The sequence below is a fragment of the Leeuwenhoekiella aestuarii genome, from assembly GCF_004104055.1.
GTDB lineage: Bacteria > Bacteroidota > Bacteroidia > Flavobacteriales > Flavobacteriaceae > Leeuwenhoekiella > Leeuwenhoekiella aestuarii.
The window spans coordinates 87,932-103,429 of record NZ_QOVJ01000007.1 but is presented as its reverse complement, the minus strand read 5'-3'; the positions used below and the strand labels follow the sequence as shown (position 1 = coordinate 103,429).

At 34.1% G+C, this 15,498-nt stretch carries 18 protein-coding genes; 8 read left to right on the top strand and 10 right to left on the bottom strand.

From position 1 onward, the window contains the following. Positions 1–121: 121 nt before the first annotated feature. The 3 genes from DSM03_RS15350 to DSM03_RS15345 form a co-directional block, all read right to left on the bottom strand. On the bottom strand, positions 122–1,015 hold the full coding sequence (locus DSM03_RS15350) for an ATP-binding protein (RefSeq protein WP_236638932.1): 894 nt from the start codon (positions 1,013–1,015) through the stop codon (positions 122–124). Between the two features lie 83 nt (positions 1,016–1,098). After that, positions 1,099–1,263, bottom strand: a complete 165-nt coding sequence (locus DSM03_RS18995) for a hypothetical protein (RefSeq protein WP_161567108.1) — start codon at positions 1,261–1,263, stop codon at positions 1,099–1,101. After that, positions 1,263–1,862, bottom strand: a complete 600-nt coding sequence (locus tag DSM03_RS15345) for a Pvc16 family protein (RefSeq protein ID WP_128762634.1) — start codon at positions 1,860–1,862, stop codon at positions 1,263–1,265. Before DSM03_RS15345 ends, DSM03_RS18995 begins: the two co-directional genes overlap by 1 nt. A 215-nt stretch (positions 1,863–2,077) precedes the next feature. Between DSM03_RS15345 and DSM03_RS15340 the strand changes: the two genes are divergently transcribed. Genes DSM03_RS15340 through DSM03_RS15325 form a run of 4 tightly spaced genes read left to right on the top strand, consistent with a single transcriptional unit; the run spans position 2,078 to position 4,766 of the window. After that, positions 2,078–2,584: a hypothetical protein gene (locus DSM03_RS15340; RefSeq protein WP_128762633.1), complete on the top strand. Its 507-nt coding sequence runs from the start codon at positions 2,078–2,080 to the stop codon at positions 2,582–2,584. A 13-nt stretch (positions 2,585–2,597) separates the two neighbouring features. After that, positions 2,598–3,263 (top strand): hypothetical protein, encoded by a 666-nt coding sequence (locus tag DSM03_RS15335; protein ID WP_128762632.1) that lies wholly within the window; start codon positions 2,598–2,600, stop codon positions 3,261–3,263. 3 nt (positions 3,264–3,266) lie between these two features. After that, complete coding sequence (locus DSM03_RS15330; protein WP_128762631.1) at positions 3,267–4,076, top strand: sensor histidine kinase; 810 nt, start codon at positions 3,267–3,269, stop codon at positions 4,074–4,076. Positions 4,077–4,118: 42 nt separating this feature from the next. After that, the gene (locus DSM03_RS15325; protein WP_128762630.1) at positions 4,119–4,766 is read left to right on the top strand and encodes a response regulator; all 648 of its coding nucleotides are present in this window, start codon (positions 4,119–4,121) and stop codon (positions 4,764–4,766) included. Here the strand turns inward: DSM03_RS15325 and DSM03_RS15320 are convergent. The 4 genes from DSM03_RS15320 to smpB all read right to left on the bottom strand — a co-directional run bounded on the left by DSM03_RS15320 (position 4,763) and on the right by smpB (position 8,746). Beyond that, positions 4,763–5,275 carry a DinB family protein gene (locus DSM03_RS15320; protein WP_128762629.1) on the bottom strand — a complete coding sequence of 171 codons (513 nt, stop codon included), beginning with the start codon at positions 5,273–5,275 and terminating at the stop codon, positions 4,763–4,765. The genes DSM03_RS15325 and DSM03_RS15320 overlap by 4 nt on opposite strands. A 9-nt stretch (positions 5,276–5,284) precedes the next feature. Beyond that, the gene (locus tag DSM03_RS15315; RefSeq protein WP_128762628.1) at positions 5,285–5,665 is read right to left on the bottom strand and encodes a hypothetical protein; all 381 of its coding nucleotides are present in this window, start codon (positions 5,663–5,665) and stop codon (positions 5,285–5,287) included. A gap of 41 nt (positions 5,666–5,706) precedes the next feature. Beyond that, entirely contained in the window at positions 5,707–8,166 is a 2,460-nt protein-coding gene (locus tag DSM03_RS15310) for a DUF5686 and carboxypeptidase regulatory-like domain-containing protein (RefSeq protein WP_128762627.1), read from the bottom strand. A 115-nt stretch (positions 8,167–8,281) separates the two neighbouring features. Next, the gene (gene smpB, locus DSM03_RS15305; protein WP_128762626.1) at positions 8,282–8,746 is read right to left on the bottom strand and encodes an SsrA-binding protein SmpB; all 465 of its coding nucleotides are present in this window, start codon (positions 8,744–8,746) and stop codon (positions 8,282–8,284) included. A 123-nt stretch (positions 8,747–8,869) separates the two neighbouring features. Between smpB and DSM03_RS15300 the strand changes: the two genes are divergently transcribed. Beyond that, the gene (locus tag DSM03_RS15300; RefSeq protein WP_128762625.1) at positions 8,870–9,619 is read left to right on the top strand and encodes a DUF6503 family protein; all 750 of its coding nucleotides are present in this window, start codon (positions 8,870–8,872) and stop codon (positions 9,617–9,619) included. 25 nt (positions 9,620–9,644) lie between these two features. Here the strand turns inward: DSM03_RS15300 and DSM03_RS15295 are convergent, their stop codons facing one another. Beyond that, positions 9,645–10,184, bottom strand: a complete 540-nt coding sequence (locus DSM03_RS15295; RefSeq protein WP_128762624.1) for a SixA phosphatase family protein — start codon at positions 10,182–10,184, stop codon at positions 9,645–9,647. A 119-nt stretch (positions 10,185–10,303) separates the two neighbouring features. On the opposite strand from DSM03_RS15295, the gene DSM03_RS15290 reads away from it, so the two are divergent. Both DSM03_RS15290 and DSM03_RS15285 read left to right on the top strand, forming a co-directional pair. Beyond that, complete coding sequence (locus DSM03_RS15290; protein ID WP_128762623.1) at positions 10,304–10,489, top strand: CsbD family protein; 186 nt, start codon at positions 10,304–10,306, stop codon at positions 10,487–10,489. Positions 10,490–10,565: 76 nt separating this feature from the next. Continuing rightward, on the top strand, positions 10,566–11,858 hold the full coding sequence (locus DSM03_RS15285) for an anthranilate synthase component I family protein (RefSeq protein WP_128762622.1): 1,293 nt from the start codon (positions 10,566–10,568) through the stop codon (positions 11,856–11,858). On the opposite strand, the gene DSM03_RS15280 is transcribed toward DSM03_RS15285, so the two are convergent. Next, positions 11,855–12,490, bottom strand: coding sequence for a Crp/Fnr family transcriptional regulator (locus DSM03_RS15280; protein WP_128762621.1), 636 nt, complete (start codon positions 12,488–12,490; stop codon positions 11,855–11,857). The two genes, DSM03_RS15285 and DSM03_RS15280, sit on opposite strands and share 4 nt — an antisense overlap. A gap of 225 nt (positions 12,491–12,715) precedes the next feature. Here DSM03_RS15280 and DSM03_RS15275 point away from each other — a divergent pair, with 225 nt between their 5' ends. Next, positions 12,716–13,483 carry a YebC/PmpR family DNA-binding transcriptional regulator gene (locus tag DSM03_RS15275; RefSeq protein WP_128762620.1) on the top strand — a complete coding sequence of 256 codons (768 nt, stop codon included), beginning with the start codon at positions 12,716–12,718 and terminating at the stop codon, positions 13,481–13,483. 49 nt (positions 13,484–13,532) lie between these two features. On the opposite strand, the gene DSM03_RS15270 is transcribed toward DSM03_RS15275, so the two are convergent. Beyond that, positions 13,533–15,338 (bottom strand): mechanosensitive ion channel family protein, encoded by a 1,806-nt coding sequence (locus tag DSM03_RS15270; RefSeq protein ID WP_128762619.1) that lies wholly within the window; start codon positions 15,336–15,338, stop codon positions 13,533–13,535. Positions 15,339–15,498: the final 160 nt, after the last annotated feature.

Genomic DNA, 15,498 nt, shown 5'->3' with positions numbered 1-15,498 from the left:
AGCTACACATTCATCAATATATTTTTTAGTATACTATAATTACTTATTTAAAATCTCAGTTTTAATGGAGCTTTTTTTGAAACTGTATATATACTACTAGACTTTAAAAGTTTTATTGATCTTAAAACATTTTATCTTCTTTAAGATATTCGCGTTTAAGACCTTTAATAATGTTTGAATGAGTAATCTTACTTGTTTTGTTGTTTAAAGCTTGAAGACAACAATAGTGCATAACATTATTAATATTAGCGCCGGTGATGTCATACGTTTTAGCCATTAGTGATAAATCTACTTCTTTGCTAAAACTCAACTTGTTAGGTAAAGAATTTTGCCAAAGTTTAAGTCTTGATATATAATCTGGCGTGGTATAGTGTATTATAGACTGAAACCTGCGTGTAAAGGCTGCATCTATGTTTGATTTAAAATTAGAAGCTAAAATTACTAATCCCGGGTGTTCTTCAAGTCGCTGTAGCAAATAAGAAACTTCTTGATTTGCATACTTATCGTGAGCGTCACGTACTTGAGTACGTTTTCCGAAAATAGCGTCAGCTTCATCAAAAAAGAGGATCCATTCTTTGTAGCGTGCACGGTCAAAAAGTTTAGAAAGGTTTTTTTCGGTTTCTCCTATAAACTTAGAAACGGCAACAGAGAGGTCTATACGATATACCGGCTTACCGGTATATTTCCCAAGGAGACTTGCTGTTAGAGTTTTTCCTGTTCCCGGTGGGCCATAAAATAAAGCAGTATAACCAGGCTTAAATTTTTTACGATTATCGTGTTTCTCGCTAAGTGTTTGATTGTGTTTTAACCAGATCTCTAATTCTTCAATCTCCCTTTTTGTTTTTTCAGCTAAAATAAGATCATCCCACGTGAGCGTTGTTTCTAATTTTTTAGCAGGGAATTCTATACTCAATTCAGGGTCTGGTATTTTTCCTGTAATTAGAAGCTGTACATAGTCTGTTTCTAAAACGAGTTGTCCACTCATTATAGGTTCTTCCTGAAGAGGTTTTTTCAATTGAATAACTTGATTTTTGATGAGTACAGCTTCGGCATCAAAATATTGCCAAGCAAATACCCGTTGTTCTACTTGAGCATCACCTATTTAGTAGGTTTTACATGACCAAATGTTTGCCAGTTATATTTAGCAAGTTGCTTTTGTTTAAGAATAGAGTTTTCATCAAAAGAAACTGTACCATCATCTAGAAAATAGTGATGATAAATATCAATCTTAAAAAGTGGACGATATATCATTTGAACACTCATTAATTGATATCTATATAAGTCGTATTAATTTGTGTAAGTAATGCGCCTTGATTTGCAATATGTTCTCTTTCAATATTGATTAAATTGATTTTGTAAACTGCTGCAGGATAGGCTTTACCACCTAGCATACTCCAGATGTAGTTTAATTCCTCAAAAGATGGAGTATAAAGTTCTATGGTAAAATTAAACTCTTTTACAGCCTGCATTATTTGGGTATTGCGTGTAAAAACTGTGTTTTTGTGGTTGAATATTTTCTTCCCCTGAAAGTATTCTATAACCGCAGCCAGAGATCTCAAAGAGAATGCATAATCATTGCGATTGCATGTAAAAAGTACGTATGCATTAAGGTGTACAGGATTGTTCTTATAGACAGGATTCCCATTTTGAACCGCAAAATTGCGTTGATTTTTAAGAGAACTTTCTTCCTGTAGATTGAGAAGTGATAAGATGACCTTGTTGTCTAACTCTTCATCATCCGTATTAGGATTATCTATAAAATGAGTAATAGAATCTAGAGAAACCTTGTCTGAGCCCAGACCAGAATCATTTATATAGATCGCTACTTGCTCACGTAATATTTCAAGGGCTTCGTAAAGCATACAAATGGAGAATTTGATTTTTTGTCTTACCCAAATATATGCTTATAAGTAACTGATAATTAGAAGTAAAAACCTGAAAAAGGTTGCTTAAAAACCCTTTTTTTTTATTCCTGAGAACCCCCTCTCAATTAAGGGGGTTTTCACCCTATTTTATTGAATAGTAGGTTCTTATATTTAAAATAGTTTATTTTAGAAATCTAAATTATTTTTTAATTATGAATCGTAAACTTTTAAACAGAACATGGCTTGTTTTGGTAACATTTACTTTGGTTCTTTCAAATGGTTGTATGGATCAAAAAGACCAGTCTGCAAAGCCTCCTAAGGGAGTAATTTCAATTGAAGAAGCAAAAATACTAGACCGAACATTTACTGAGACTCGAGTTGATGCCATTAATAAAACTATAGGAATGCCTGATAGTAGATCGAGTTGGTGGTCTATAGAAGATCTGGAGCAATATATAGCTTATGCTAAATCACAAGCAGCAGAAAAAGGATCAAAAGTAAATGGATTGAGAGTATATTATGGTGCTTATCCTAAAGACCATTCTAATGAGGAAGTAGCAGGCTACTCAACACTGTTTATAGTTCCTACTGGAATGAAAACAGTTGAAAAAGCCGGATTGATAAATTACAATTCCTTTTTACAAAGTAATGAAGATCTAGAGATTGCACCGCTTAATATGGGGCACTTGAGAAAGCCACCTCCAGAAGATTACCAATAGAAGCTAGAATCATATGCAGGAATTGAGCTCATATTCTCAGTATTTAGAGTTTATTGCGATCGTGATAGGATTTCTTAGATATAAAGAGATTAAAGATTTTAAATTTAAGTATGTTTTATTCTTCCTGATTTATGTTCTAATAACAGAAATTTTTGCCGGTGTGTGTTATGATCTTTTTGGATTTGTAAACACACCGGTCTATAATGTTTATGTATTAGTAAACTTTGCATTTTTTATTGCGTGGTATCATTCGGTACTAAAGTCTCTTATACGCAAAAGAATAATCAAGATATTATTTTTTGTTTATGTTTCATTCTGGCTTATAGATGCTGTTTTTTTAGAACAGTTTCTTGTAGATTATTTGACATATTCTTTTTCTTTAGGAACTCTATTTCTTATTATTTCAGTTTCTTTTTATTTTGTTGAAATGCTCAATAGAGAAGTCGTGATGCACATAACAAAGTCTCCCTATTTCTGGGTTTCGTTTGGCATATTAGTTTACTGTGTTACATTCTTACCGTTTTATATAACTTATTTGTTTTTTCTTCAAGAGAATCCTATAATTTTAAGCATCGTATTATTTTTAATCAATTGTATTCAATATTGTTGCTTTGCTATTGCTTTTGTTAGGGCAGATCGTTTTACGATAGAGCATCCTGTTGATAACAACTCACTTTAAGCGATGAATCCTATAAAATTTTATGATTTACAAGAATCTTTTGAGCTACTCATTTTTGTGTGCTCACTGGTGCTGCTTGCATTTTTAATTTTAGTTTTCATTTTATTTACAGTTTTTCAAAAGCGAAAAATAAAATTCATCACAGAGCGTAATGAAGCAATTTTGAGATATCAGGAAGAGGTTGCACGTACACAGCTTGAGATACAGGAAACCACGCTAAAGAATGTAAGCTGGGAATTGCATGATAACATAGGGCAATTGCTATCTGTTGCAAACTTAGAACTCAATATTCTCACAAATACATCTAATTATAGAGATGAAGAACGGTTAATTGAAATTAAAGGTTTAATAGGTAAATCGTTGCAAGAAATACGATCGCTATCTCGCAACTTAAATAGAGAGGTAATTAATCAAATAGGGCTGATTGAAAGCACAAAAAATGAACTAAACAGATTAGAACGTTTAAAGATTCTAGATACTACTCTTAATACTTCAGGTGCGATTTGGCAACCACCCCAAGACGATGCGCTTATACTTTTTAGAATTATACAGGAGTTTTTAAACAATGTCATAAAACACGCTAAAGCATCTCTTTTAAATATAGATTTTGAGTTCAGTGAACACGAAATTTTGATAAAAGCAGAAGATAATGGTATCGGCTTTGACATAAATTTGATAGCTGTTAGTTCGGGTTTGGTAAATATGAAAAGTAGGGCAGCTCTTATTAACGCTGAATATAGTCTGCATTCTGTAAAAGAAAAAGGTACTATTTTAGTAATCAGGTATTTAAAGCGAAACATGAAAGAATTATAACTACCTTTGTAAAATACAAGTATTAACTAACCAAATTTTATTATGAATAATTACGTAGTGGGGGTTGTTGATGACCACATACTCTTTGCTCAATCGCTGCAGGGGCTCATTAATAGTTTTGAGGGGTTTGAGGTAGCTTTTATGGCTCGTAATGGTAATGATCTAATTGGTAAAATGTGCCAGACGTCTAAAGAACCTGATATTATTTTATTAGATATCAATATGCCAGTAATGAATGGTTTTGAAACCTTGAACTGGCTAAATGAAAATCATCCCAACATAAAAACGATAACCTTATCTATGGATGATGAAGAAGAAACCATTATCAATATGCTTAAGGCAGGAAGCAAGGGTTATTTATTAAAAGACATTCACCCAGATACTTTACACTTGGCTCTTAAAGAGGTGATAAGTAAAGGCCACTTTTATACAGACAACGTAACTACGGCTTTATTAAAAGGGGTTTCCAGGAAAGATGAGGACGAACTTCAAGATAATTTTTCTCAGCGGGAATTAGAGTTTATGGAGCTTGCCTGTTCTGATAAGACTTACAAGCAAATTGCTAGCGAAATGTGTCTAAGTCCTAAAACAATAGATAATTACCGGGATACTTTATTTAGAAAACTGGAAGTTCGTAGTAGAATAGGTCTGGTTTTGTATGCTTTAAAGAATAAAATAGTAAACAATTAGTCTGATTTTAAAAAACTCACCGTTACAAGTAGCTGGCCAAGATGGCGCTGGCTGTGCTCACCGGCATGAGAGAGTAAACCAAATAAAGTGGTTGGTAATTCTTTTCTTCCAACAATTCGGGTTTCCGTGAGAGTTTCTGAATCTATAGTTTTTAAAAAGCTTATAGCTTCTTCAACTTTATCTTCAAAAGCTTTCAAAAGTTCTTTTATTGATAATGCATTATTTTGAACTCCTTCGAGTTTTAAATATTGAAATTGATCTTCACTTAATTTTTCTGCTTTAGCATAGGTAAGCATTCGATCTAAAACACCGGTTAAATGTTGTAAATGAAACGCAACACTTGCACGTCCTGAAGGCTTTTTCCAAAGTTTTTCCTGAGGAAATTCACTAAGCCAAAAATGCAATTCTTCTTTTGTTTGCAATAAAGCAAAGGCAACAGGCTGCAGTAATACAGGAATATTTTCAACTGGACCTCTTAGCCATACTTCAGGTTGTTTTAATTTTTCCATAGAAAGTAATTAGCAACCACATTCCCCATAAATAGGAGTTGTATAAATTGAACCGTCAGCAGCAGTTACCTTAAGTGTACCTTCTCTGTGAAATAACTCTTGATCTAATTGAACTTCCTTCTCAATATCAAATTCAACTTTATAGTTTAAGTTAGATTTGGGATCAATAGGAACGAGCGTATCTGCAATACTAATAAAAGCCGGCGTGGCCTCATAGCTATCTAAGTAAATAAAGCGCTGGTTTTTGAAGTTTTCTTCTGAAGTGGCATAATAACAACTGCATCCCAAAATTTCAGACGGAAACCCCTCAATAACGCTTAATTCTAAACTTTTATCTGATTTGCAAGAGAGTAACAAACTACAGGTTAATAGAGATAAGAAGTAACGCATTTTATTGTTTTTGAAGTCTAAAATTACAAATTCTAATAATGCTAAAAACTCAGCCCGAACATAAATGCACCGTCTTTATTGGGACCGTTAATAGAGCGAACGTAATCTATTCTTAAAAATTTAAGCTTACCAAAACCAAGATTACCTATACCCGCAGAAAACTCATAATAGGGTTTGTTTTCCTGTGTTAATAAACTGTGACCTCCAAGTATAAGATTTGCATTTAAAGCTCGTATTCCAGGTATTTTACCAAGAACAAAACCTTTAAAATTATGTTCCAGATGTCCTTCAAAATAGCTGTTGTTTGTACTAAAATCATAATAGGGCAACAGATTAAAACTATTAAGATGTCGCCCTTCTAGATTAAGTCGGGTTTGATTGCCTGAGAAATGCTGGTAATCTACAAAACTAATGTTATTTGAATTTAAGAATGTACCACCCCGTAAATTATAACCAAAACTTCCTTTATTTGATATATCAAACTCTTGTTTAAGCTGTGCCGCAAACTGTGTAAAATTATAATCACTATTTGAAGCTGCAAAGGTTTGCTCGACATCGAGGGTTAGCGTTGGATATTTAGATTCATCAATATTGAATTTTCCATCTGGATAACTCATATATTTTTGATCAAAATTAATAACAGCTCGTGCATTGAATTTACCTAGTTGATGTGTTTGTATTGCTACAGTATTAAAATCTTCAGGTGCTAATGGATTGTTTGAGGTATAGTCAACACGGTTTTTGATCCACACCTGATCTGTCGTGTTAAAGAGCGGCGAACGCTTTTCATAAGAAGCGTTTGCATAGAATTTGAATCCATTAAAAAGTTCTTCACTATAAAATAGTCGGGCATAATCAAGATCATATACTTTCATATAATTACGCTCCCAAAATAATGAAGAAATACTATTTATTAAAGGTGAAATAGGTTCTCTTGCATTAAACTGTTGAACTTTTGTACCTCCCGAGATGCCTATACTTCTGTTTGAAATTCTATTAAAACGTTTCGTTAAACTCCCCGTAAAACGTAAACGGCCATCATCTATTCCATAATTGGCATCTAGACTAACATAAGTAACTTGTTTGTAATCTTCAGTCCAGGTACTATAAAATAAACCTGTAGAGGCATTAAATCCCTGTACGGTATTGAAACGAAGTTCTGGTAACGGACCTTTATATCCCACACGCCAGCGCTCATAAGTATTGGTGTATGAGTACCCCAACAAAGGGTCTGTTAAGCTGAATTTGTTACTTACCCCATCAATAGAATCTTTATACGGTTTAGAATCGCGTATTTCTTGCAGACTATCCTTTACTACATAATCAGAGCGTTCTTCTAAAGTTAAAGGCACCGGACGTATTTTTTGCCAAAATAAGCTGTCTTTTTTATTGGCTTCAGGCTGAAAGCTCAACACTTCATTAGTAAAACTCGACTTTTCAAATTGGGGTTCAAAGTTATAGTTGCTGTATACAGCAGTAAATCTTCCGTTACCACCAAAACCTAGAAGTTTAAAGCTAAAGTCTATACTTTGTGAAATTTTAACCCAGAGTTCTTTATCGGCATCGTATTTAAAATTGTGCTTAAAAACCAATTCCTCAACAAACGGTACTTGTATCGCAGCTCCTGTAGTTTTAAGGTCTGCACCATACAATTGCCAATCGTCTTCTACAACATAAATGATTCCTTCAAAATTGCGATCATTTTTACGTTTTGGTGTGACTTCAATTTTATTGATGAGTTTCTCTCCTTCGCGAAAAGCACCCAAGAGCTTATAATTGTAGTAATTAAACGCATTATCAGCTATAGGAGAGACCAATTGAGAATTGATCTCAAGCGTATTATTGTAAAAAGAATAATCAGCTTCCTGAGCACTGTTAAAGCTAAAACCATTATCGTTACCGCTCACTTTACTCGCAGTAATCGTTTCTTTAAAATCATCAGGAGCTTGATATGCAATTTTAGAAATAGTCTCACTCAAATAAACTATACCGGTTCTAGTAGAGTCAAGCCCACCACCTAAATCACCTATTTCCTGACCTAAAAACTTCTCAGGAGCATTTTCTACACGCCACAAACCTCTGGAATAAAAGTCGGCTCTATAAGCATTTTGCTTTTTTAAGATTTCAGGTTTTTTATTGATTACTTCTCTGATGATACGATCTGCAGGATTACCTTTTGCATCTACAACTACTTCATCAAGCGAAGTAGTTTCTTCAGCTAAAACTGTATTGAGTTCATATGGAAATTGATCAATATTGATATCAACTTCTTTTGTTTTATATCCTAAAAACTGAAAAATTACTGTGTGTTTTCCGGTTTTAGAAAGTGATAGTGAGTAGTTTCCGTCACCGTTAGTTGTCGTTCCGGTAGCAGAATTTTTTAAATAAATATTTACGTAGGGTAGAGGTTCGTTGTCATTATTTGTGACTAGCCCGGTGATTTGGCAGTAACCGTTAAAACATAAACATAACGCTAAGAAAACAAGTAGCTTTTGGGTCATAAGAGAAGTTTTTGCTCGGAGATTAAATTACAGTTAGCTAAAAGCTAGTATATTATTCTTTAATTTTTCCGAAGTAATTTTCTTTAAAGACGCTCACTACTTTTTAAGTGTTGCACTAATTGTTAAAAGCTTTTTTAATTTGACCTAATCTTTTCTTAGAGTCCCGATCTTTAATAGCTTCACGCTTATCGTATAATTTTTTACCCTTAGCTAGTGCAATTTGCATTTTAGCCAGACCGCGATCGTTTATAAATAAACGTAATGGTACAATTGTGAGACCGCTGTTACGCACTTCTTTAAGCAGTTTATTGAGTTCACGGCGGTTGAGTAATAATTTACGACTACTCTTAGGATTGTGATTAAAATAGGTTGCGTGGGAATACTCTTGAATGGTCATATTGATCACAAAAAGTTCATCGCCCTCAAACTCGCAAAAACTTTCTGCGATAGAAGCTTTACCTTCTCTAATCGATTTAATTTCGGTGCCGGCAAGTTTGATACCGGCGATATATTTATCAAGAATCTCATATTCAAATCGAGCCTTCTTGTTTTTGATATTAATTGTATTGGTCTGTTTCATAACACTGCAAAAATACTAATTTCTTAGTTGGACTGCTATTGCTTTTAATTGCTTTAATTTTGTGGTTAAATAACCCTAAAACGTGCAATAAATTTATTGTCGCTACCCTTAAATCAATTAAAAATGAAATATAGAATTCTTTATATATTAAGCGCTTTATTTATCTTTTCCTGTAAAGAAGACCCTAAAAAACTTGATGCAGATACCATCATACAAAAAGCAATTTCTCAAGTTGGGGGTAAAACTATTGATACGTCTACAATTACATTTAAATTTAGGGATAAATACTACAGAGCGAAACGCAATAACGGTTTATACCGTTTAGAACGTAGTACCGATCCCGCTTTTAAAGATACGTTGGATCAACTTACCAATTCTGATTTTAAACGTTTTATTAATGAAAAAGAAGTGCCTGTTGCAGACTCGCTAATCAGCTCACTTTCCGGAAATGTAAACTCTGTGCATTATTTTTCGGTGCTACCGTATGGCTTAGATGCCGAAGCGGTAAATGCTAAAAAGATTGGAGAGACTACAATAAACGGAAAAACCTATTATGAGATTCAAGTAACCTTTAGTCAAGAAGGTGGTGGAGAGGATTTTGAAGATGAATATATGTATTGGATAAATACCAAACATTTTACTGTAGATTTTTTAGCTTATAACTATCACGTAAATGAAGGAGGAACGCGTTTTAGAGAAGCATACAACATAAGAGAAATCGAAGGAATTCGATTTGTGGATTACCGCAATTTTAAACCTAAAGAACAATTTCCGCCATTAGAAAGCCTTGATAGTTTATTTGCAAATGGTGAGCTTGATTTGCTTTCTAAAATAGAACTACAAGATGTTACCGTTTCTGAAAATCAAAAATAAATAGGGAGGGTTTCCCAAAGGTGATTTACTCTTGGCTCCAGCTGTTAAAATCTTTTATTTCAACTTCGGTGTTGCCATTATCTACTTTTACAACATATAGATAACCATATTTAGAGTCATCAATCTCATCATATTTGTTTTCACCCACAATAGCATTTACAAAAGCTGGAGTGGTATTACTATGACCTACGATCAAAACAGTTTTCCCTGCTGTTTCCTGTTGAAATTCTGTGTTATATAGATTGGTAGGGTCATAAAGCTTTATTTGTAAATCATTTTGATTTGCTGTAGGTAGGGCAGTGCTTTTTGTTCTTTTAAAATTAGTGCTATAAACCGCATCAAAATCAACATCTTTTAATTCATCTGCCCAGAATTTTGCTCGTGCTTCTCCAATTTCTGTTAGAGCAGGATCATCACCAGCATTTGGGCCTCGTTCTTTGTCGGAATGTCTTATAAGGTAATAGATAGCTTCCTGAGGATCACTATTGGCCATCGCAGTTTCCTTCGGCTTGTCTTTACAAGAAAGGATAAAAATGGCGAGCAGTGGTAAAAGCAATTTGATCATGAGATAATAGTTTTAAGCAAATTTAACGCTTGTCAAGCAAAGATTAGCGTTTTATTGGCGCAAATAGTCTATGCTTCAGACTAATTTTAGGTATAATTAATAATTAAAAAGTCAAAGCTATGAATAGTGATCAATTAGAAGGAAAATGGAAACAAGTAAAAGGAAAATTTAAAGAAGAGTACGGTGATGTGACTGATGATGATACAACACACGCTGAAGGTAAATTTGACCAGATGCTTGGTAAGCTTCAAGAAAAAACCGGAAAAACTAAAGAAGAACTTAAAGACTGGATTGACAAGCAGTAATTGTTTTTCAATTAATTACAGAACCGCTAAGAAATTAGCGGTTTTTTTATGCGCTAAACTGTAATTTCGCAAATCTATGCGAATTGTAAAATCTAAAAAGCTTCCGCTGAATTGTGACATAATCAATCTTCTTCTGGATTGGATTGAAGATGAGCCGGTAAGTTGCTTATTTACCGCAAATACACATAAAGATATTTACGGAAGTTTTGATGTTTTGTTGGGTATAGGAGCAGAGCATTTACTTAAGGCTTCAGTAGGAAATGCATTTTCACAACTCGCTAACTTTCGTAATAAACGTAAGGATTGGATACTAGGATACCTTTCTTACGATCTAAAAAACGAACTGGAAGATCTACATTCTCAAAATAATGATGAACTCGGTTTTCCGGACCTTTGTTTCTTTCAACCTAAAAAATTGATACGAATAAAAGAGGGGATTATTGAGTTTTTATATTTACCTCTTTATGTGGGTGAAATAGAAATAGATTTTCAAAATATTTTCAAATCTCCTTCTTGTAAAAATGTAGTAAAGCCTTTACCTGCCCCTAAAATAAAAAGGCGATTCAGCAAAAAAATGTATTGTGAGCAGGTATCTAAAATGCTAGATCATATCAAACGTGGAGATATTTATGAGGCTAATTTTTGCCAGGAATTTTATACAGAAGAAAAAATCAATCCTATTTCTTGTTTTAAAAAACTCAATTCACTTTCTAGGGCACCATTTGCAGCTTATATGAGACTTAACGGGCACTACGCGTTATGCTCTTCTCCAGAACGCTTTTTGGCCAAAAGAGGAAACCAACTCATCAGCCAACCCATAAAAGGAACAGCGCGTAGAAGTATCGATCCTATTGAAGATCTAAAACTCGCCGAACAACTTGCTAAAGATCCAAAAGAGCGTACCGAAAATATTATGATCACTGACCTGGTACGTAATGATCTGTCTAAGCTTGCTAAGAAAGGTAGTGTGGAAGTTGAAGAATTGTGCAAGGTATACTCTTACAAGCAAGTACATCAGATGATCTCAACTATAACTTCAATAATTGATGAAGAAGTAGAACCTGTTGAATTTATAAAAAAGGCATATCCTATGGGAAGTATGACTGGCGCACCTAAAATTTCTGCATTACAAATTATAGAGGCATTAGAAAATTCTAAAAGGGGTTTGTATAGTGGCTCTATAGGATATTTTACTCCAGAAGGTGACTTTGATTTTAATGTAGTAATTCGTAGTATTTTGTATAATTCTGAAAAACCTTACGTATCTTTTTCTGTGGGGAGTGCGATCACGGCAATGGCGTTACCTCAAAATGAATATGAAGAGTGCTTACTTAAAGCTAAGGCAATGCGGGAGGCTTTAGACAGCTAGTTTAAGTCTAGTAATTCTATTTTATTTCGGTTAATTTTTAGCTTTCCTTCTAATTCTAATTTTTTAAGTAATCGTGAGATTACTACTCTAGAGGTATGCATCTCATAAGCAATGTCTTGATGTGTGCTGTGTATTTCGTCAAGCTGGGTAAGGTTTTGCTTATCTCTTAAATACTTTAATAAGCGCTCATCCATACGCATAAATGCGATACTGTCTAAGGTGTCCAGCATTTCTTCAAGTCTGTTCTGATAGCTGTCAAAAATAAAATTGCGCCAGGATTTATATTTAGAACTCCATTCTTCCATTTTTTGAATAGGAATCATAATCAGTACCGTATCTAATTCTGCAATGGCGCGTATTTCGCTTTTTCTTTGACCACGGGTAAATGAGAGCGTGAGTGCACAGGTATCTCCTTTTTCAAGAAAATAGAGTAAAAGTTCGTCACCGTTTTGATCTTCTCTCAGTATTTTAATAGCACCACTAATGAGTAAGGGCATAGCCGTGATATACTGACCAATATCCATAAGCATTTCTCCTTCTTTAGCCTCTTTTAAGATTCCAGCTTCAGAAATTTCTTTTAAAAGTTCTGTTTCAAAAAGATGTGCGTAATTGAGATTCAGTAATTCTTCCATAGCTTAAAAATAGCGTTAAAAATGTTTATTACTCGATAATCGAGATTTAAATGCTTCGAGACTTATTTCATGTTAAAAATATAGTGTTCAGTTTAATGCTTCCCGGGCTTGCCCCGAAGAGTTATATAAGCTATATCCATCCCTATAAAATTTAAAAAAGGGTTAAAATACTGGCGATCTGTATACAATCTTTTATATTGATTTTAGACATAAAATATAATTGAAATGGCAGGACATAGTAAATGGGCTAATATAAAACACCGCAAAGGAGCTCAGGATAAAAAAAGAGCAAAAGAATTTACCAGAGCGATCAAAGAGATCACGGTAGCTATTAAGGAAAATAATCAAAACGGGGATCCAGATTCTAATCCGACTTTGCGAAATGCTATACAAAATGCTAAGGGAGTAAATATGCCTAAGGATACTATAGAACGAGCAATAAAGAAAGCATCTGGCACAGATGCTGATTCTTATGAGCAACTCACCTTTGAAGGTTATGGTCCCAACGGAATCGCATTTTTTATAGAATGCACCACAGATAATTCTAATCGAACTATAGCATCAATACGTTCGATTTTTTCTAAAAATGGAGGAAGTTTGGGAACTAATGGTTCGCTTGAATTTCTATTTGGTCGTAAAGGAGTTTTCACATTAGATAAGACTAAAATTAAACGGGATTTTGAAATGCTTCAATTGGAGCTTATTGAAGGCGGGGCGGAGTCTTTTGAAAATCATGAGGAAGTATTTGTAGTATATACGCAGTTTACAGATTTTGGCAAAATGTCTCAACATCTTGAAGAACTGAATATCGAAACTAAAAATGCCGAATTGCAACGTATTCCTTTAAATACAATTGAATTACCAGTTGATCAAGCACGGAAAATATTGAATCTCATAGAGAAATTTGAAGAAGATGATGATGTACAAAATGTTTTCCACACCTTAGAATTCACGGAAGAATTAGAGTTTGCTTTAAATGATGAAGAAGAATAATAAAATTTTTTCTTCAGATAATGTTATTACCTTTTCCTAATAAAGTTTACTAATCTTTAGATGGCTCGTCCTTTTTTTCGTTTTTCGCTCTCTTTTTAGGTTTAGAATCTATATTTGTTACCAACTTATTTTCAAACTGAATACGCGATTTAGAAAGGTGCCTACCGTCTTCTAATGTAGAAATATATTTAATAAGCTTTTCGCGTAGGATACAGTGTAAATCCCACGTGGCAGAAGCATCTTTAGCACTACATAACGCTCTTAACTTGATTGAATTTTCGGTAACATCTACAACCTGAACGCTGGGTGGTGTATCGCGATCCCAATCTTCTTCATCTTCTAACAATTCATAAAATTTACTGCGTACATCTTCCACATTAATTTTATAATCTGCATAGATAACAATTGGTCTTACTTGATGTGCGCTGGTCATCGACCAGTTTTCAAAAGTATTAGAAATTACATATTTCAAAGGCACAACTAAGCGTCTCAAATCCCAGGTTCGTACGACCATATAAGTAAATCTAATGTCTTCCACATAGCCCCAATCGTCTTTTATTATTACAGTGTCACCTATACGTGCGGGGCGTGTAATTGCGATTTGTATACCCGCAATAATATTACCTAAAGTGCTTTGTGCAGCCACACCAAGAATTACTGTTGCTAAACCTGCGGAAGCTATTAAAGAAATCCCCAGTTTTTCTAAAGACCTGAATTGAGATAGTATAACTGAAGCTCCCACAATAATTACTACAAACGTGATCACTCTGCGCGCTACAGATATATAAGTCATCATCATTCTAGCTTCGTTATTTTCCTCGGGGTTTGCGTCGCCTATTTTGGTTTCGGCTACATAGACCATAAATGAATCAATAAAGCGCATAATAAACCAGGTAATCGTACCTATTACAGCAATTAAAAGAATTGCGTATAGGGTGCTTGCAAAAGAACCTCCAAAAGAAATGAGCTTATTTAGAGCTATGTAAAAGAATAAAACGCCAATTGCCCAGCCGGCTGGAGTAGCCAAACGTTTTGCAATGGTTTTTACCCAGACTTTATCAGATTTCCTAAACATTCTGCGTAAAATAAATAAACTCAATTTACCCAAAAAGTAACTTAGTATAATAAGAATCAGCGTTCCTACAACTTTCCAAATAGGCATATTAAGAAACCGTATACGTGCCCAGTCTGGCATCATTCGGTCTAATTCACGTGGACCGTAAACAGCATATAGGCTATCTATATTTTCAACAGTGTTTGCAGAGATCAACCAGAAGGCTCCAAACTCTTTATACTTTACACGCTGCATACGCAAAACAACATCTTTTCCATCCAGATCAATTTCACCAAAAACTACACTACGCATTGGTTTACCGGCGATAGCTTGATTGGTGTTTGTACTCATATCTATTTGACCATCTGGACGATCAGACAAACCTCCCCAGTCTATTTTGACACGTTGATTGAGTACAAAATATAATTTTTCAGCTAGTGTTTCAGCTTGTTCTTTAGTTAAGTTATCTGGTAATAGATTAAGGTTTAAGGCATATGCGGCATCTTCAAAATTACCATTGCGAGAACTTACTATAAAGTGTTCTAAAGTGGCTTGTGGAGACTGAAAATTGAATGTATTAGGAGGTAAGCCTATAGGTATATTGAGTCTGTTTAAAACGAAATAAGCTTCATTGTATTCTTTAATTGCATTGGGTAAATACCGCCCGTCTTCTGGTACTGTGGGCTTACTTGAGGGTAAATCTTTACCAGATGTTGTTTGTGTAGAATCTTGGGCAATACCACTTAGAAAACAAAGATTTAACAATAGGATAAGGAGAAAGCTGCTTTGGTTAGTTTTCATATTTTGAAATTTACACTCAAAATATAAATTGAGGTATTAGCGTTTCGTTAAAACTCAATTTTTCAGCTGTAAAGATCATTAGTTAGACTCATAAAATCTACTATTCTTAGTCAAAAACCACATCTAATAAGAATGTTTTTATACAAGCATAAAATATGTG